17 protein-coding genes are annotated in these 18,878 nt (G+C 33.4%); 3 read left to right on the top strand and 14 right to left on the bottom strand.

Features of this window, described 5'->3' with window-relative positions; translation table 11 throughout:
* Nucleotides 1-75: 75 nt before the first annotated feature.
* Genes HM986_RS01660 through HM986_RS01650 form a run of 3 tightly spaced genes read right to left on the bottom strand, consistent with a single transcriptional unit; the run spans nucleotide 76 to nucleotide 1,934 of the window.
* On the bottom strand, nucleotides 76-621 hold the full coding sequence (locus tag HM986_RS01660; RefSeq protein ID WP_179333347.1) for an RNA polymerase sigma factor: 546 nt from the start codon (nucleotides 619-621) through the stop codon (nucleotides 76-78).
* On the bottom strand, nucleotides 612-1,724 hold the full coding sequence (locus tag HM986_RS01655; RefSeq protein ID WP_179333346.1) for a glycosyltransferase: 1,113 nt from the start codon (nucleotides 1,722-1,724) through the stop codon (nucleotides 612-614). The genes HM986_RS01660 and HM986_RS01655 overlap by 10 nt, the downstream gene beginning before the upstream one ends.
* A gap of 6 nt (nucleotides 1,725-1,730) precedes the next feature.
* Complete coding sequence (locus HM986_RS01650; RefSeq protein ID WP_179333345.1) at nucleotides 1,731-1,934, bottom strand: membrane or secreted protein; 204 nt, start codon at nucleotides 1,932-1,934, stop codon at nucleotides 1,731-1,733.
* A gap of 222 nt (nucleotides 1,935-2,156) precedes the next feature.
* Here HM986_RS01650 and aqpZ point away from each other — a divergent pair, with 222 nt between their 5' ends.
* Nucleotides 2,157-2,843: an aquaporin Z gene (gene aqpZ, locus HM986_RS01645; RefSeq protein ID WP_179333344.1), complete on the top strand. Its 687-nt coding sequence runs from the start codon at nucleotides 2,157-2,159 to the stop codon at nucleotides 2,841-2,843.
* A gap of 63 nt (nucleotides 2,844-2,906) precedes the next feature.
* Here aqpZ and HM986_RS01640 read toward each other — a convergent pair whose 3' ends face one another.
* The 5 genes from HM986_RS01640 to HM986_RS01620 all read right to left on the bottom strand — a co-directional run bounded on the left by HM986_RS01640 (nucleotide 2,907) and on the right by HM986_RS01620 (nucleotide 7,208).
* Entirely contained in the window at nucleotides 2,907-3,713 is an 807-nt protein-coding gene (locus tag HM986_RS01640) for an anti-sigma factor domain-containing protein (RefSeq protein ID WP_179333343.1), read from the bottom strand.
* Nucleotides 3,714-3,724: 11 nt separating this feature from the next.
* Nucleotides 3,725-4,258 carry an RNA polymerase sigma factor gene (locus HM986_RS01635; protein WP_179333342.1) on the bottom strand — a complete coding sequence of 178 codons (534 nt, stop codon included), beginning with the start codon at nucleotides 4,256-4,258 and terminating at the stop codon, nucleotides 3,725-3,727.
* Nucleotides 4,259-4,456: 198 nt separating this feature from the next.
* Nucleotides 4,457-5,470, bottom strand: a complete 1,014-nt coding sequence (murB, locus tag HM986_RS01630) for a UDP-N-acetylmuramate dehydrogenase (RefSeq protein WP_179333341.1) — start codon at nucleotides 5,468-5,470, stop codon at nucleotides 4,457-4,459.
* Nucleotides 5,470-6,660, bottom strand: a complete 1,191-nt coding sequence (locus HM986_RS01625; RefSeq protein WP_179333340.1) for a pyridoxal phosphate-dependent aminotransferase — start codon at nucleotides 6,658-6,660, stop codon at nucleotides 5,470-5,472. The genes murB and HM986_RS01625 overlap by 1 nt, the downstream gene beginning before the upstream one ends.
* Nucleotides 6,661-6,782: 122 nt before the next feature.
* Nucleotides 6,783-7,208 (bottom strand): DUF1573 domain-containing protein, encoded by a 426-nt coding sequence (locus tag HM986_RS01620; RefSeq protein WP_179333339.1) that lies wholly within the window; start codon nucleotides 7,206-7,208, stop codon nucleotides 6,783-6,785.
* A gap of 180 nt (nucleotides 7,209-7,388) precedes the next feature.
* Between HM986_RS01620 and HM986_RS01615 the strand changes: the two genes are divergently transcribed.
* The gene (locus HM986_RS01615) at nucleotides 7,389-10,022 is read left to right on the top strand and encodes a valine--tRNA ligase (protein ID WP_179333338.1); all 2,634 of its coding nucleotides are present in this window, start codon (nucleotides 7,389-7,391) and stop codon (nucleotides 10,020-10,022) included.
* A 91-nt stretch (nucleotides 10,023-10,113) separates the two neighbouring features.
* Here HM986_RS01615 and rodA read toward each other — a convergent pair whose 3' ends face one another.
* The 6 genes from rodA to purH all read right to left on the bottom strand — a co-directional run bounded on the left by rodA (nucleotide 10,114) and on the right by purH (nucleotide 17,467).
* Nucleotides 10,114-11,394, bottom strand: a complete 1,281-nt coding sequence (gene rodA / locus HM986_RS01610) for a rod shape-determining protein RodA (RefSeq protein ID WP_179333337.1) — start codon at nucleotides 11,392-11,394, stop codon at nucleotides 10,114-10,116.
* 6 nt (nucleotides 11,395-11,400) lie between these two features.
* Nucleotides 11,401-13,353, bottom strand: a complete 1,953-nt coding sequence (locus HM986_RS01605) for a peptidoglycan D,D-transpeptidase FtsI family protein (RefSeq protein WP_179333336.1) — start codon at nucleotides 13,351-13,353, stop codon at nucleotides 11,401-11,403.
* Nucleotides 13,350-13,856 (bottom strand): rod shape-determining protein MreD, encoded by a 507-nt coding sequence (gene mreD / locus HM986_RS01600; RefSeq protein WP_179333335.1) that lies wholly within the window; start codon nucleotides 13,854-13,856, stop codon nucleotides 13,350-13,352. Before mreD ends, HM986_RS01605 begins: the two co-directional genes overlap by 4 nt.
* A complete protein-coding gene (gene mreC, locus HM986_RS01595; RefSeq protein ID WP_179333334.1) occupies nucleotides 13,849-14,673 on the bottom strand; it encodes a rod shape-determining protein MreC in 825 nt (274 codons plus the stop codon). The genes mreD and mreC overlap by 8 nt, the downstream gene beginning before the upstream one ends.
* Nucleotides 14,674-14,683: 10 nt before the next feature.
* The gene (locus HM986_RS01590; protein WP_115807697.1) at nucleotides 14,684-15,712 is read right to left on the bottom strand and encodes a rod shape-determining protein; all 1,029 of its coding nucleotides are present in this window, start codon (nucleotides 15,710-15,712) and stop codon (nucleotides 14,684-14,686) included.
* Between the two features lie 225 nt (nucleotides 15,713-15,937).
* Entirely contained in the window at nucleotides 15,938-17,467 is a 1,530-nt protein-coding gene (gene purH, locus HM986_RS01585; RefSeq protein ID WP_179333333.1) for a bifunctional phosphoribosylaminoimidazolecarboxamide formyltransferase/IMP cyclohydrolase, read from the bottom strand.
* Between the two features lie 144 nt (nucleotides 17,468-17,611).
* Here purH and HM986_RS01580 point away from each other — a divergent pair, with 144 nt between their 5' ends.
* On the top strand, nucleotides 17,612-18,865 hold the full coding sequence (locus tag HM986_RS01580; RefSeq protein ID WP_179333332.1) for an ABC transporter permease: 1,254 nt from the start codon (nucleotides 17,612-17,614) through the stop codon (nucleotides 18,863-18,865).
* Nucleotides 18,866-18,878: the final 13 nt, after the last annotated feature.

The raw sequence follows: 18,878 nt of genomic DNA, 5'->3' as shown, positions 1-18,878 counted from the left end.
GAGGGAGATAAGAGACACAAATAAATTATGTCTTAAAATTGGTAAATTATTCTAACTGTTTATGTGTTTTAAGTCTTAGCTTTTTGTAATAATAGCAGCTAATAATTTTTTAGCTCTCAAGAGTTTTACTTTTACATTATTAATTGGCTCGTTGAGTTCTTCTGAAATCTCTTTATAACTTAATTCTCTAAAATATCTTAAGTTTATAACTTCTTGATAATGCGGTTTTAACTTTTTTATGTCTCGTAAAAGATTAGCAAGATTTTGTTCTGTAATAATCTTATCTTCAGGTGTGGGCGAATTATCAATTATATCAAAATAATGATCTTCGTTATCTTTGGAGGTATTATTAATTGTTTTCTTCTGTTTTCTAACTAAATCAATATGAATATTCTTAGAAATTGTAATTAGCCATGTTTTAAATTTGTAATCGTCGTTATAAGTGTCAATTTTATCAAAAGCTTTTGAAAATGTCTGAATTGTAATGTCTTCAGCGTCATTTTCATTCATGGTACGTTTAAGTTGAAACGTGTAAACATCATTCCAATACGTGTCTAGGAGGAAATTGAATGCTATTTGGTTATTGTTTTTTGCTTTGTTTATGGCTTCTTTTACTTCCAATGTTTTGGCTTAGATATAAGATTAGCTATAAAGATACTTAATTGTGTAGTAATAAGAAATAATTCTAAAATTGGCATTAAGATAATAAGGTCTGTCTCTTCAAACTTTTTAGCTGTAAATCCGAAACATAACCACTGAATTATAATGCGTAAGCCTATTAATAATAGAATTAATGGCCATGAAAAGCCTATGATTAAAAGTGAAATTCCAAAAATCCAGAATAATAATTGTGTAATATAAAATAAGCTTAATAAGGCTTTATGACTCAATTTATAAAAATTAGCCGTGCTAATATGTCTTCTTTTTTGGAGAATCCATGCTTTAAACGTGGTTTTGGGTTCCGAAATAGTAAAGCTTTCTGTTGTATAGCAAAGTGCGGTGTTTGATGCGTTAGCGACTTCATTAATAAACAAATCATCGTCGCCAGATTTAATTGACATATGGTTGCTAAAACCACAGTTATTAAAGAAGAGATCTTTTCTATACGCCATATTACGACCAACACCCATGTAAGGCAATGCCATATTAGCGTATGAAAAATACTGTAATGCCGTCATTACAGTTTCAAATCGTATAAGTTTATTTAAAAATGAAAATTTCTTCTTTGCGTAAGCTCCATAACCTAAAACAATAGTTTTCTCGTCAGAAAAATTACTTCCTATCTGCTCTAGCCACTGCTTAGAGTTCGGAGTACAATCAGCATCTGTAAACACCAAAAAGTCATGCTTAGAGACTTTTATACCTAGGGTTAATGCGTACTTTTTGTTTCCCCAAAAGGCCTCATTCACTTTTACATCAACTAGTTTTATGTTATTGTTTTCTGCCTCAAACGCCTTCATGATTTCTAATGTGTCGTCAAACGAACAATCGTTAACTAAAACAACTTCGAAATTTGAATACTCCTGATTTAATATTAAAGGAATATTTTTCTTTAAATTCTCAGCTTCATTTTTAGCACAGATTATAACAGAAATTGGGATGTGCTTTTTAAGCCGCGTTTCGGCACGTTTAATACTGAAAGCGAAAAGAAAACTAAGATAATATGCAACTTGAATACTAACAACTGCAATAAATGCATAGCATAGTATTGAGGGAATGGTCATTAATGCCTAAGAATGTTGAGGTTCGCTACAATCTTTATATTCCTCAGGTGATTTACCACAAAAACCACAAGCTTCACCATCTTTATTTAACATTGGGTTTTGGCTCGCGCAAGTACCTGCAAATTTACCATCTTTTTTTGCCCATATTTTTATTGCGATTCCTCCTACTGCTAACGCTAATAATCCTAATGTAAGTAATAATAATTTCATCTGTTGAGATCTAATATTTAATAATTTCCAGATGGAACATCCTTAACGATTCCAGTTTAGTTCTTAATCTGAAATTAAAGATGCTACACTTCAATGTTTCAATTTAGTGCAAAGATAAAGCTTTTACATTTATTCTGTACTTATTTAAGAGTGACTTAACGTGTTGATTGTGTGTCTTATCAGTAAATAAGAATTATTTATAAACTAATTAAACTAAAAATTATGAAAAAATTATTCGCTGAGTTCCTCGGAACATTTTGGCTTGTATTTGGTGGTTGTGGTAGTGCTATATTTGCTGCTGCCTTCCCAGAATTAGGAATTGGGTTTCTAGGTGTAGCTTTGGCATTTGGACTTACAGTGTTAACAATGGCTTTTGCTGTTGGTCATATTTCAGGAGGTCATTTTAATCCTGCGGTTTCAATAGGTCTTTGGGTAGGAGGAAAATTTGATGCTAAAAATGTTTTGGGTTATGTAATTGCTCAGATTATTGGAGCTATTGCTGCCGCTAGTGTTTTATACCTTATTGTATCGGGTAAATCTGGTTTTGATGGAGTAGGTGGTTTTGCAGCAAATGGTTACGACGAGTTATCGCCAAGTGGTTTTACTATGATGTCTGCTTTAATTGTAGAGGTTGTTTTAACAGCATTCTTTTTAATTGTTATTTTAGGAAGCACGAACTTTAGAGTTCCAAAAGGTTTTGCTCCAATTGCTATTGGATTGGCTCTAACGTTAATTCACTTAATAAGTATTCCTATAACGAATACTTCTGTAAATCCGGCAAGATCATTAAGTCAGGCTATATTTGCAGAAGGGGCTTACTTTTCGCAAGTCTGGTTGTTCTGTGTAGCTCCGATTTTGGGTGCTGTAATTGGTGGCGTAATTCACAAAACCTTATTTGAAAAAGAGTAATCTGTTAAAATAAAAAAAAGAGGAGCAATTATCAATTGCTCCTCTTTTTTTGGATTAATTAATTTAATTTTCTTTTAAAGAAATTTCAGCTACTTCAGTGTCGTTTTCACTTGTGTCATCTCCTTTAGTACCAATTTTAATACTAAGAGCTAATGCATCTTCCATATATGGAATTTGTTTTAACTTACGATCGGATTCATCTAAAATACCTAAGTTAACCATGCGGTCTTGTAGCTCAGCCCAAATTTGGTATTGTTGCTCTTTTGGTAACTGTGGTAATGTAATAACATCAATCATAGATGTTTTTTCAACCGAATTAATGTATGCCACAGTCTTTAAATTTTTGGCGCGATCATTACCATTAATAACATACTTTCTAGAATCTGGATTGTTAAGTTTCAATAATTCTCTAGATAGCTCGTCTAATTTAGAATTGTTGCTTTCAATATCACTTCTTAAGTCATAAATTTCTTCAACAACAACATTGTTTTCACTATTTAGTTGTATGTTTTTTTGATAAAGCATAAACGAAGTTGCTGCAAATAATATAGCCGCTGCACTAGCTGCAATACTATACCAAGCTGTTTTTCGCTTTTGTACCAATGGAATTACCTTAGTCTCTTCAATTTTAGTCTCATTAGGTTCTTCAATGGATTCTAAAATATCTGAGAAAATGTTTTTAGGAATTTCAACAGCTCCTGCTTTTGTTACAATTTCTAAATTATCTTGAAGTTTTTCGTATGCTAGAGCGACCTCTGGATAAGTAGAAATAAAGTGTTCAGCTTCTTTAGATTCTTCTAAAGAAGTGTCTCCAACCAAATACTTATTGAGTAGGTTAGATTTTAAAAAGTTGTGTGATTTGTTTTCCATGATCAAATAATTTATGGATTATAAACTTTTTTCAGTTCTCGCAATCCTATTTTTAATCTAGATTTAATAGTACCAAGTGGAATATCTAATTCGTCACTTGCTTCTTGTTGCGTCATCCCCTGAAAAAACAAGGCGTCCAACACAATTTGATATTTTTCTTCTAGTTTTCCAACATGTTCTTTGATGTCCATGACATCTTGATTAAAATTTGTTGTTGGTAAGATATATACGTTAGATGTTTCGATTTGGACTTCTTTATGAAATCTATTATTGAAACTTCGTAATTTATCTATAGCTGTATTCCTTGCAATACGAAACAACCAAGTAAAGAGTTTTGCTTTGGACGCGTCATATTTAGAAGCATTTTTCCATACTTTAATGAAGGTTTCTTGTAAAGCGTCTTGAGCAACTTCTTCGTTAATTGTAATTTTTAATATAACACCATAAAGACTATTGGAATAGTTTTCATAAAGTAAATTTAAGGCACGCTTATCTCCTTTCTGAAGATAATCGATAATAGTTTGTTCTGTGGCTGTAATACTCAAAGTGTTAAAGTCTTAATTCTTAGGTGTTTTAAACGTCCAAATCAAATTTCTGAACGTAAATATAAATAAATACACCATATAGGTGCTCAATATAAACTATTAGAATAATTTTATCTTCTTAAGGTTTTGATTAATAGCATTTTCAATTAAAAAATTATTCTAAATTCAAAAGTCGCAATTTTAATTGTGACTTTTAATTTATATGATATTCACTTCGGTCTCGATTTGAATATTAAATAATCGCTTTACTGTTTTTTGAATTAATTGCGCTAATTCAAAAATTTCTTTCCCTGTTGCATTGCCATAATTAACTAAAACCAAGGCTTGCTTACTATGAACTCCATAATCATTGAAGCGTTTACCTTTAAACCCCGCTTTTTCAATAAGCCATCCCGCAGGTACTTTTATAGTTTCATCTGATACTTTATAAGAAGGCACATCGGGAAAATTACGTTCGAGCTCAATAAACGCTTTAGCCGAAATAATAGGGTTTTTAAAAAAACTTCCGCTGTTACCGATGATTTTCGGATCGGGTAATTTACTTTGTCTAATAGCAATAACGGCATTTGAAACATCTTGAATTGATGGTTTTGTTATACCATTGGTGTCTAATTCATTTTTAATAACACCATAATCTGTTCGTAATACATGCTCAGTTTTCTTAAGCTCAAGATTGACACTTGTAATGATGTATTGTCCTTTTAGATCTTGCTTAAAAACAGATTCTCTATAGCCAAAATTGCAATCAGATTTTGAGAATGTTTTTATAGATTGGTCGTCTATTTTTAGAGCTTCGCAACTCACAAAGACATCTTTGAGTTCCACACCATAAGCACCAATATTTTGAATCGGTGCAGTACCAATATTCCCTGGAATTAAAGATAGGTTTTCTATACCACCAAAATTGTGATTTAAACACCAAAGTACAAAATTATGCCAGTTTTCGCCAGCCATTGCTTTAATTACAACTGAGTTTTTAGTTTCACTTACGACTTCAATACCTTTTAAATTGATATGAAGCACTAACGCATCAATATCTTTAGTTAACAACATGTTGCTTCCCCCGCCTAAAATAAATAATGGTACATCACCATAGTTTTTTAGAATAGTACTTAAATCTTCTATAGTACTAATGTCACAATAAGATTGTGCTTTAGCATCTATGCCAAAAGTATTAAAGGATTTTAAAGAAGCATTGTTAATAATAGTCATTAGTCTTTATATGCTTTTAAGGCTTCTTCTAAGATTTTAACTGCAATTTTTAGACTTTCGCTATTTAAAACATAAGCAATACGGATTTGATTTAGACCAACTCCAGGCGTGGAATAAAAACCTGCTGCAGGCGCTACCATTACAGTATCGTTATTATAATCAAAGGATTCTAAAAGCCACTTCGCAAAATTATCAGAATTTTTTACAGGCAATTCTGCTATGCAATAAAAAGCACCACTTGGCGTAGCTACTTTAACGCCTTCAATTTTTTCTAACGCCTCAATTAACGTATTTCTTCGTTTTACATATTCTTCTTTTACATCATCAAAATAACTTTGAGGAGTGTCTAAAGCTGCCTCACTTGCAATTTGTGCTAAAGTTGGTGGACTCAACCTTGCTTGAGCAAACTTTAAAGCTGTTTTTATAAATTCCTTGTTTTTTGAAACTAAATAGCCAATACGTGCACCACACATACTGTAGCGTTTAGAAACTGAATCGATTACAATAGCATGTTCTTCTAGACCTGGTTCTTGTAAAATTGAATAATGCTCTACACCATCGTAAACAAATTCTCTATAAACTTCGTCAGCAATCAAGAATAAATCGTGCTTTTTCACAATAGCAGCAAGTTGTTTTATTTCTTCTTTAGAATATAAATAACCTGTAGGATTACCAGGATTGCAGATTAATATAGCTTTGGTTTTTGATGTAATTAATTTTTCAAACTCTTCTATTGGAGGCAACGCAAAATTATCTTCAATTTTTGAAATTACAGGAACAACATTTACTCCCGATGCTGTTGAAAAGCCATTGTAATTAGCGTAAAATGGCTCTGGGATAATGATTTCATCACCTTCGTCCATAATGCTACCAAAGGCAAATAAAAGGGCTTCACTTCCTCCCGTAGTTACAATGATATCATTATGCGAAACCACAATGGAATTGCGTTTGTAATAGTCGGCAATCTTTATTCTGTAGCTCTCAGCACCTTCAGATCTGCTGTAGGCTAAAGTCTCAATTGTAGTGCTCTTTATAGCATCTAATGCGACTTGTGGAGTTTTTATATCTGGTTGACCTATATTAAGGTAGTATATGTTTTTTCCTTTTTTCTGAGCTTCTTCAGCGAAAGGCACCAATTTTCTAATTGGCGATTCTGGCATGTGGATGCCCTTATTTGATATTGATGGCATTGTGTATTGTTTTTAAAATGCTAAGTTCTGAAAATTCTTAAGGTTTAAAGATAAAAAAAGCATAAAAAAAGAGCTTTCAATTTGAAAGCTCTTTTCTTTAAAATTTATAAATGGATGCGCGATTATTGCTCAAGCATACTTTTACTTTTCTTTTCTAAAACGCTAGTCTTATTAGAATCTACGACTAGTCCTTTTATCTTTAAGGCTACTGTTGGTGTTTCTGCGTTAGAAAAAACAGTAATTGTCTTCCTTATTGGGTTCACTCTTTTCGTATCGTATTTTACTTCTATCTCCCCAGTTTCACCTGGCATAATAGGTTCTTTAGGTTTTTTTGGCACTGTACAACCACAAGTAGATTTTACATTAGAAATTACTAAAGGAGCATCTCCTGTATTGGTGAATTCGAAAATTCTCACTCCGTCTGCACCTTTTTCTATGGTACCATAATCTATAACATCGGTCTTAAATTCAATTTTTGCTATTTTTTCTTGTGCAAAAGAACCTAGACTCATTAACCCTACAAATAATACTGCTATTAAATTTTTCATCATTATAATTTTGATTAGTCAAACTTAGTTACTTTTTCATTCCTAACAAAATTTATTAGATGTAATACACTGCATTTAACAGATTTTTTGGCTTTAAAACCCATATTCTTACACTAATAATTTTTCGAAAAAGGAATTATAAGTACTTTTGGCAGTTATATTACAAAAACAATACCAAACATGGAAATTCCTTCTAAATATAATGCGTCTTCAATTGAGAATAAGTGGTACGACTACTGGATGGAGCACAAGTACTTTCATTCTAAACCAGACGAAAGAGAACCTTATACCATTGTAATTCCTCCACCAAATGTTACGGGAATATTACATATGGGGCATATGTTGAACAATACAATTCAAGATGTCTTAATTCGTCGTGCACGTTTATTAGGTAAAAATGCGTGCTGGGTACCTGGTACAGATCATGCCTCAATAGCAACAGAAGCTAAAGTTGTAGCCAAGCTTAAGGAGCAAGGCATTGATAAAAATGATTTATCACGTGAAGAATTTTTAGAACATGCTTGGGAATGGACCGAAGAATACGGTGGAGTCATCTTAGAGCAACTTAAAAAATTAGGCTGTTCTTGCGATTGGGATAGAACTAAGTTTACAATGGATGACGATATGTCTGAAGCTGTAATTAAAGTATTTGTGGATTTATACAGTAAAGGTCTTATTTATAGAGGATACCGTATGGTGAATTGGGATCCGGAAGCAAAAACAACATTGTCTGATGAAGAAGTAATCCATGTTGAAAAACAAGGTCTGCTTTATTATTTAGAATATAAAGTCGAAGGTAGCGACGAAAAGTTAACTATTGCAACCACAAGACCTGAAACTATTTTTGGAGATACAGCTATTTGTATCAACCCAAATGACGAGCGTTTTACGCATTTAAAAGGTAGGAAAGCTGTTGTTCCTATTTGTGGACGCGTCATTCCTATTATCGAAGATGAGTATGTTGATGTAGAGTTTGGTACAGGATGTTTAAAAGTAACACCTGCTCATGATGAAAATGATAAAGTTTTAGGAGATAAGCATCAATTAGAAGTTGTAGATATTTTTAATGCGGATGCGAGTTTAAATAGCTTTGGAATGCATTATGAAGGTCAAGATCGTTTTGTAGTTAGAAAAGCGATTACTAAAGAACTTGAAGAGGCTGGTATTTTAGTAAAAACTGAAAACCACATTAATAAAGTCGGTACGTCAGAACGGACCAAAGCGGTAATAGAACCTAGATTAAGCGATCAATGGTTCTTAAAAATGGAAGATTTGGTACAGCCTGCTATTGATGCGGTTTTAAAAAATGGTGATGTTAAGTTATTTCCAAAGAAGTTTGAAAACACGTATCGTCATTGGATGGAGAATATTCGCGATTGGAATATTTCACGTCAGCTACTTTGGGGGCAGCAGATTCCTGCGTATTTCTATGGCGACGGCAAAGAAGACTTCGTGGTTGCTGAAAGCATAGAGGATGCTTTAGTTTTAGCTAAAGAAAAAACGAACAATCAAGAACTAACCACTAACGACCTGATCCAAGATACTGATGCACTAGATACATGGTTCTCATCATGGCTTTGGCCAATGAGCGTGTTTGATGGTATTCGTAACCCTGAAAACGAAGAAATAAAATATTATTATCCAACCAATGATTTGGTCACAGGTCCAGATATTTTATTCTTTTGGGTAGCACGTATGATTATTGCAGGTTATGAATATAGAGATGAAAAACCTTTTGAGAACGTTTACTTAACGGGATTAGTTAGAGACAAACAACGACGTAAAATGTCGAAGTCTTTAGGTAATTCTCCAGATGCTTTAAAGTTAATTGAAGATTATGGGGCAGATGGAGTTAGAGTAGGACTCTTATTAAGTTCAGCAGCTGGAAATGATTTAATGTTTGACGAAGATTTGTGTCAGCAAGGAAAGCAGTTTGCTAACAAGATTTGGAATGCCTTTAGATTAGTACAAGGTTGGGAAGTTGATAATACAATAAGTCAGCCAGAATCGAGCAAAATTGCTTTAGAATGGTTTGAGTCTAAATTTCAGAAAACCATTTTAGAAATTGAAGATCATTTTAGTAAGTATAGATTAAGTGATGCGTTAATGTCCACTTACAAATTAATTTGGGATGATTTTGCTTCATGGTTATTGGAAATTATAAAACCAGCATATCAACAACCGATTGATGCTAAAACATTAGAAAGTGTTAATGCTATTTTTGAAGATATTTTAAAGATTTTACATCCATTTATGCCATTCTTAACAGAAGAGATCTGGCATTATATTAAGGAGCGTTCTCCAGAAGAAGCCTTAATCATTGCAAAATGGCCAGAAGCAAAACCAGTTAATGAAACTTTGATTTCTGAATTTGAATTTGCTTCAGAAGTTATTTCTGGACTAAGAAACATTAGAAAGCAAAAGAATATTGCGTTCAAAGATGCTATTGGTTTTTCTGTAGTGAATAGTGAAAATGTAAATCCTACGTTTGATGAAGTGATTTCAAAATTAGGAAATCTAGAGAGCTTCGATTATGTAACAGAAGCTGTTGAAGGGGCGTTGACATACAGAGTAAAATCGAATGAGTACTTTATTCCTATGGAAGGAAGTATTGATATAGAAGCTGAAATTGAAAAGCTGACAGAAGAATTAAAATATACCGAAGGCTTTTTAAAATCTGTTCAAAAGAAATTATCTAACGAACGTTTTGTTGCTGGTGCACCTGAGCAAGTAGTTGCTTCAGAAAAACAAAAAGAAGCTGATGCTTTGGCTAAAATTGAAACTATAAAATCTAGCTTGGCTAGTTTAAAGTAATGTTTACAACCTATAAATTTTATAAAACTTTGTAGGTTTCTATTTTGAAGATTATATAAAAAAGACGACTGTAAAAAGTGGTCTTTTTTTATTACCACTCATTAATCTTATTACTGTCCAATTTTACAAAAATAAACAGTAAAATAGTAAAACCCCAAAGTCCTGAGCCTCCATAACTAAAAAAGGGTAATGGAATACCGACAGTGGGTATTAGGCCCATTACCATCCCTATATTTATAGTGAAATGTATGAATAAAATAGATGCTACTCCATAACCATAAACACGACTAAATTGAGATTTTTGAGCTTCAGCCAAGTACAAAACCCTAACGATAAGCAATACAAATAATAAGACTACAGCACTAGTACCAACGAAACCCCATTCTTCACCAACGGTGCTAAATATATAATCGGTGTGTTGTTCTGGTACAAATTTACCCGTGGTTCTTGTACCTTGTAGAAAGCCTTTACCTGAAACACCACCAGAGCTTATAGCTTGTTCGGACTGAATGAGGTTGTAAGCTTCTACCTTTTTCATACGCTCTAACTTGCTAGGATCTTTTTCTAAGCGTAACCAAAGGCTAATTCTATTTTGTTGATGTGCTTTTAAGCCGTGTTCATAAAAGAGTTTTACACCATAGGAGAAAGTAACAGAAACTATCAGCACAACCAAGTATTGTAAAAGAGAACCTCTTTTTTTCTTTCTAATAAAATAGACTAAAGTTAGAACCGTGGTTGCAGCAATTGCCGTTATTACAACTCCAAATTTTAATCCTAAAACGGCTAAAATTATTAAAGATAAAGCGATAACTAAATACACTTGTTGTAAGCCTTCACGATAAAAAACAAAGAAAAAGGCTAAATAAACAATTGTGCTTCCGGCATCATTTTGAAGCAAAATTAATAAAGCAGGAATAAATATTATAGCTGCAACCCGGAGCTGGTCCTTTATAGTCGTCATATTAGTCTGAAGGTCGCTGATGTACTTCGCCACCGCCAAAGCAGTTGCGAATTTAGCAAATTCACTAGGCTGAATAGTCATACTTCCTATACCATACCATGATCTTGCCCCGTTAACGTCTTTTCCAAAAATAAACAATCCAATTAATGCTAGCATGGCTACCAGGTAAATCACACTGGCAAATTGTTCATAGAACTTGGCTTCAAACGAGAGTATGAGAACAATAAGGAAAAAGGTAAGACCAATAAATACGAGATGTTTACCGTAAAGCTGATCAGTATCGAAATAGCTAGTAATTTCTCCAACATGAGAGGCTGACATGATATTGAAATACCCAAAGCCAAGTAATAGTAAAAATAGAATGATTGTAATCCAATCGAATTTAAAATGTCTTTGATTTTCTCTTAACATGAAAGATTACAATTTTACGTCGCTTTGATTTTGATTTTTTATTGGATAATTTTCTTCAGTAGCATAGTTTTCGATGACCTGAAGTGTGCTCTCTCCATTAATTTTGAAGGGTTCGCCAGAGTATGGTTTTTTATACTCGTCCTCTAAACTGTGGGTTAAAATCCATTTTTCTAAATCGGTTCTTGTAATATGACCTTTAATATGTTTTTCTATCATTAAACTTGCCATTCGTCCAGCAAAGCGACCTCCCCAATACCCATTTTCAACAAAAACAGCAATTGCAATTTTCGGGTTATCTTTAGGTGCAAATGCCACAAATATAGAATGATCTGTAAGTTGCGTTTTAACACTATCTATTTTCATGAAGTTTTCTGCGGTTCCTGTTTTTCCGCAAATATCAATACCAGGAATTCTGATGTGCTTTGCGGTACCTTCGTTATAAACATCAAACATACCTTGTACCACAGGTTCAAAATGTTCCTTGTCTATGGTTGTATATTTTGGTGTTGTATATTTACTATCTATTGTTTCTCCCTCTATATTTTTTATGATGTGTGGAGTATAGTAATAGCCACGATTACCAATAGCAGCTACCATATTGGCTAATTGTATAGGTGTTGCTTCAACTTCACCTTGTCCAATAGCATTAGAAACAATATAGGTAGAACCCCATCGATTATCTCCGTATTGTCTGTCGTAATAATCCCCATCAGGAATACGACCGGGTTGCCCAACGGATAAATCATTATTCAAAAAATTTCCTAAGCCGAAGCTTTTAGCGTGATTTGCCCAAATATTCATGCCTTTTCCGGCATCATCATATTTATCTACAATACGACGATATACATTTACGAAATAGGCGTTACAAGATTGTGCAATACCTCCATTCATATCAATTGGACTTCTGTGGTGGTGACAGCCTGTTAATCGTCTGCTCCCGTAATAATAGCCCATTCGACAAGTAAAACGTTCATCAACGGTAACCACATTTTCTTGCAATCCTATGAGGGCATTGATTACTTTAAAAGGAGAACCAGGAGCATATTGCGCTTGTAAACCTCTATCAAAAGTCGGTTTATTAACCTTGTCTAAGAATAAACCAGAAAAATTCTTGTTACGCTCTCTTCCGACTAACAAATTTGGATTGTAACTAGGGCCCGTCACCATAGCTAGTATTTCACCACTGCTTGGATCTATAGCAACTATACCACCTCGTTTGTGTTTCATTAATAGCTCTCCGTAAGCTTGTAAATCTGAATCAATGGTAATAGTTACATCCTTTCCTGGTTGTGGTAAAGTATCTAAAGTTCCTTCTTTAAAAGGGCCTATGTTCTTATTGAAACGGTCTTTTTGAATAAATTTTATGCCTTTAACACCTCTTAAGGTTTCTTCATAGGTTTTTTCTATACCTTGTTTTCCTGCAAGGTCACCTAATGTATAGTAAGGGTCATTTTCAATTGTTTTTCTATTAACCTCACCGAGGTCACCAAGCACGTTAGCTCCAATATTTGTTTGATAAGAACGAAGGGAACGTTTAAGAATGTAGAAGCCTTCAAATTTTCTTATTTTCTCTTGAAGAACAGCATAATCTTTTTTTGAAAGTTGTGGAACAAAAGGAGATGGTAGCCGCGGCGAATAATGCGTTGCTTTCTCAAGTTTTTTATCGTAATCCTCTCGAGTAATTTTTAAAAGTTGACAGAATTCTTCAATTTCTAGAGAATCCAAAGGGGCTACTTCTCTAGGGATAACCATAACATCATATGACGGCTGGTTAGCAACTAATAATTTTCCATTACGGTCATAAACATACCCACGTTTAGGATAATTATAGACTTTTCGAATCGCGTTGTCTTCAAAGATGTTGTAGGCTGTGTTATCATACACCTGTAGGTAAAATAGGCGTGCAATGAAAACGAGACCAACAAGGATCACAGTAGTTAAAAGTAGTAATTTTCTCATTTTCGGTTTCGGCTAAAAAGAATTATAATCAGTACACTTAGTATTATAGTGAAAATACTAGAGAATAACGTCTTTTCTAAAACTAAAAGTATGCTAGAGATGTTAAATATTTCTAATGAGAATAATATGGAATGATGAATTAGAGTTCCTAATGAAATATAAGTGATTAAACTACCAATGTCTGTAGTACTAAATTTAATGCTTTGATGCTCGTAAAGCATACCAAATGAACTTTTTAGTAGGATTGGTCTTATGTATGCTAAACTAACAGCTGCTGCTGCATGAACTCCTCCTGAATCAGAAAATAGATCTACTAACATGCCTAAGACAAAACTGATTAGTAATAGTGCTAATCGTTCTTCTCGTATCGGAAATAGAAAAATAAATATAATGTAGATATATGGGTTAATGTAACCTAGGAAATCGATTTGGTTACATATCAAAACTTGTACTAATAGTAGTAGTATAAATCTAACGATATTTAGGCCTACTACACTATTCATTATTGCTTTTTTCTAATAAATTAATTTCGGTACGATCTACATTTTCTAAAATATAAACGGTTCCGATATTGGTCATGTCGTTAAATAATTGCACTTGTATTGTATACGTATCTCCACTAATATCGCTTTCAAAACTGGTAATAGTTCCTATGCCAATTCCTTTAGGGAAAATCGAGGATTCACCACCTGTCTGAATCGTATCGCCAACCTTTACAGGTGCAAATTGCGATACATCTTCTAACTGTACATAAACGGGTGATTTACCGTTCCAGGTTAAAGAACCAATGTGATTAGTAGATTTGATTTTCGCGTTAATTTTACTTTTTACATTTAGAATGGATAATGCTCTGGAATAATTTTTAGATGTATTATCAATAATCCCTATAATTCCGTTAGAAGTAATGACTCCAAAATCGCGTTTTATACTATCGTTTGCTCCTTTGTTTAAGGTAAGATAATTGTTCGTTGAGGAATAACTATTTTTGTAAACATCGGCTACAGTCACTCTATATTTTTCTGTTGCATACGTACTACTGTCAATGAAAGTAGAGTCTACAGAGGTGTTTGTGTTAAGCAGTTGTTCTCGCAAACGTTGATTTTCTTCCGCGAGAATATCATTTTTAGTTTTTAAATCAAAATACTGGTCAACAGAATTCATGGTACCATAAACACCGCCAGTTAGAAAATTGGCTGAATTTATGAATTTACTCCTATGATAAGAATGCGATTGAATGGTTAAAGCTAAGGCAATACTAAACAGCAATAAAAACAACAGAAATGTTTTGTTTCGTATAACAAAATTAAAAATTTGTTGCATTATTTACGTCTTATTTAATCAATACGCTTTTGTATTTAGGTAAGTTTTTAAGTACAATACCTGTACCTCTTACTACGGCTCTTAAGGGGTCTTCTGCAATATAAACAGGTAAGTCTGTTTTTTGAGATAATCGCTTATCTAAACCTCTTAGCATAGATCCTCCACCTGCTAAATAAATTCCGGTATTGTAAATATCTGCCGCTAATTCTGGAGGGGTTTGAGATAAAGTCTCCATTACAGAATCTTCAATACGTAAAATAGATTTATCTAAAGCCTTTGCAATTTCACGAAATGAAATCTGAACTTGTTTAGGTTTTCCTGTTAATAAATCACGACCTTGAACACTCATGTCTTCTGGAGGTAATTCTAAATCTTCGGTTGCTGCACCAATTTGAATTTTAATTTTTTCAGCAGTTCTATCTCCAACGTATAAATTATGTTGTGTTCTCATGTAGTAGATAATATCATTTGTAAAGACATCACCTGCAACTTTTACAGATTTATCACATACAATACCGCCAAGAGCAATAACTGCAATCTCTGTGGTACCACCACCGATATCTACAATCATGTTTCCCTTTGGTTGCATAATATCTACACCAATACCAATAGCTGCAGCCATTGGTTCGTGAATTAAGTATACTTCTTTTCCGTTAACACGCTCACAAGATTCTTTTACTGCGCGCATTTCTACTTCTGTAATTCCTGAGGGAATACATACAACCATACGTAAAGCTGGGTTAAACCAACGCTTCTTTAATGCAGGAATGTTTTTAATAAACATGCTAATCATTTGCTCAGAAGCATCAAAATCAGCAATAACTCCATCTTTTAAGGGGCGGATTGTTTTGATGTTTTCGTGCGTTTTTCCCTGCATCATGTTGGCTTCTTTACCAACTGCTATAATTTTTCCGCTAATGCGGTCTCTTGCTACTATCGATGGATTGTCAACAACAACTTTATCGTTGTGGATTATCAGTGTATTTGCGGTTCCTAAATCTATGGCTATTTCTTCCGTTAGGAAATCAAAAAATCCCATGTGCTATTCTTAATTATTTGGGTTATTTGTATCTTATTCTAGAGACTATCTGTAAAAGTAGTAAAATATACGTTATTTATAGGTTTAAAGATGTTTATTGCTAAACTTTTTTTGTTTTTTCTTTCAGTTGACTAATAAAATAAATTAGATGAGGGTTTTGGTAAAAAAAAAGAACCCAATATTGAGATGCGTTACATCTCTTTTTTGGGTTCTTAAAAGAAATTTTTAATGTTTAAAATGACGTGTTCCTGTCATTACCATAGCAATATTATTGTCATTACAATAATCAATGCTCAATTGATCTTTGATAGAACCACCTGGTTGTATTACAGCTGTAATACCAGCGTTGTCTGCAATCTCTACACAATCTGGAAATGGAAAAAAAGCATCACTCGCCATTACTGATCCTTTTAAATCAAATTTAAAGGATTGTGCTTTGTGAATTGCTTGATTTAAGGCATCAACACGACTGGTTTGACCTGTTCCACTAGCACATAGTTGCTTGTTTTTTACAAGAACGATAGTGTTAGACTTTGTGTGTTTACAAATTTTTGAAGCAAATATTAAATCGTCTAGCTCATTTGAAGTCGCCGTTGTTTTTGTAACTGGGTTTAAACCTTCAAGTGTATCCGTAATATTATTTCTATCTTGAACCAAAACGCCGTTTAAACAACTTCTAACATTGGTTTGTGGCATCTCTATATCTTTTAGGATTAATAGGATTCTGTTTTTCTTTCCTTTCAAGATTTCTAAAGCTTCAGATGAAAATGACGGTGCAATAACAACTTCACAGAATAATTTATGAATCTCTTCAGCTGTAGTTAAATCAATTTCAGAATTACTGATTAAAACTCCTCCAAATGCTGAAACAGGATCGCCAGCTAATGCGTCTACATAGGCCTGGTGTAAAGTCTCGCGCTGTGCTAAACCGCAAGCGTTATTATGTTTTAAAACGGCAAATGTTGGTGCGTCGTTTTTAAATTCTAGCATTAAGTTTACGGCGGCATCAACATCTAAAAGATTGTTGTAGCTTAATTCTTTACCATGTAGCTTTGTGAAAATTTCATCAAAATCACCAAAAAAGAACCCTTTTTGATGTGGATTCTCACCATATCTTAAAACTTTACCGTTATTTTCAGAAATTTTTAAAGTTGGAATTTCTTGGTTTTTATTGAAGTAATTAAAAATAGCAGAATCGTAATGAGATGATACATTAAAAGCTTTTGCAGCAAATTGTTTTCTGTCATCTTCAGAAGTTTCTCCATTTTTAGTTTCTAATAACTCTAAAAACTCAGCATAATCATCTACTGAAGACACGCAAGTGACATCTGCATAATTTTTAGCAGCTGCTCTAATTAAAGAAATACCTCCGATATCAATTTTTTCAATAATATCTTGGTTGCTCGCCCCGGAAGCTACAGTTTTTTCAAAAGGATATAAGTCTACAATGACAACGTCAATTTGCGGAATGTCAAATTCTTTTAATTCAGCAACATCTCCTTCGTGGTTTTGACGGTTTAAGATACCTCCAAAAACCTTAGGGTGTAATGTTTTTACACGTCCACCAAGGATAGACGGATACGAAGTTACATCTTCTACGGGAACCACGTCGATACCTAAATCTTTGATGAATTTTTCTGTGCCTCCTGTGGAATAAATCGTAACGTTGAGGTCATTTAGTTTTTTTACGATTGGTGCTAATCCATCTTTACTAAATACTGAGATTAGTGCTGATGAAATGGTTTTGTTACTCATAATGTTGTGTTGTGTTTTAGATGCTGCAAAAGTACGTATATTCAAAAAGAAAATCTCGATGCAAAAACTAGTTTCTTTAAGTTTTTTGTAACAATATAGTGTTGAAAACGTCCTATCTTTAAAATGTTTTAAAACAAACCCTGCATGCTGGTCTATTTACGTTTATTAAAAGAGAGTTTTTCATTCGCTATAAATGCACTTCGTACTAATAAACTCAGGACATTTTTGTCGCTTTTAGGGGTTACAGTTGGGATATTTTCTATTATAGCTGTTTTGGCAGCTGTAGATTCACTCGATAAGACCATTCAAGGGCAATTAAGTTCATTGGATAGTAATACAATGTATTTGGCAAATATGTCTTTTGGCCCAACCGATGTACCACGTTGGCAAAGAGAAACCTTTGATGAAGTGTCTTACAATGAATATAAAACTATAAAATCTTCTATTGCTGATGCAGAGCATGTGGCTTTGCAGTTATTTGTGAAACGCGAAAATATTAGATACGAATCAGAATTGGTAAGTAGTGTTAATACCGTGGTCGTATCACATGAGTTTATTGATATTCAAGTTATGGAATTTGAAAAAGGCCGTTTTTACAACGAATCTGAATCTAATTCAGGCAGACCGGTTGTCGTTATTGGTTCAGAAATTTCAAAATCACTTTTTGGAGAACTTGAGCCAATTGGTAAAAAAGTGCGTCTTTACGGTCAGAAATTTACGGTTATCGGAGTTGTTAAAAAAGAAGGTTCTGGTTTGTTTGGTGATAGTAATGATGTTTCTATTTTTCTACCAGCAAATTATGTGAGAAACCGATATGGAGATAATAACCCATTTATGAAGTATATCGTTATAATTAAGCCGAAAAAAGATTCTGATATTGAAGGTGTAAAAGCTGAAGTGACTCAGGTAATGCGTAATAATAGAGGCTTAAAACCAGATGAAATAGATACCTTTTTTCTGAGTGTTATTTCTGGTTTTCAAGATGCTATCGATGAAATCTTAGGGTATATGAATTTAATAGGTTGGATAATAAGTGGTTTTTCACTTTTAGTTGGTGGTTTTGGAATTGCCAATATTATGTTTGTAAGCGTTAAAGAACGAACCAATCTTATTGGAATTCAAAAATCATTAGGTGCTAAAAATAAATTTATACTGTTTCAGTTTTTGTTTGAAGCTGTAATCCTTGCCGTTGTTGGTGGGTTAGTAGGTTTGTTTTTGGTTTGGATTGGAACCTTAATAGGAAGCAGTCTTACTGAAGATTTTGAATTTGTTCTTTCTATTCAGAATATGCTTCTAGGTTTTTTTATATCTTCTATAATCGGGTTAATTTCTGGAGTGATTCCTGCATTGTCGGCATCACGATTAGACCCTGTTGAGGCTATACGAACAGGGATGTAATTTATTTGTAATC

Source organism: Winogradskyella costae, from assembly GCF_013403865.1.
In the GTDB taxonomy this organism is placed as follows: domain Bacteria; phylum Bacteroidota; class Bacteroidia; order Flavobacteriales; family Flavobacteriaceae; genus Winogradskyella; species Winogradskyella costae.
Note: the sequence above shows the minus strand (reverse complement) of the source record. Positions and strands in the feature narration are given on the sequence as shown.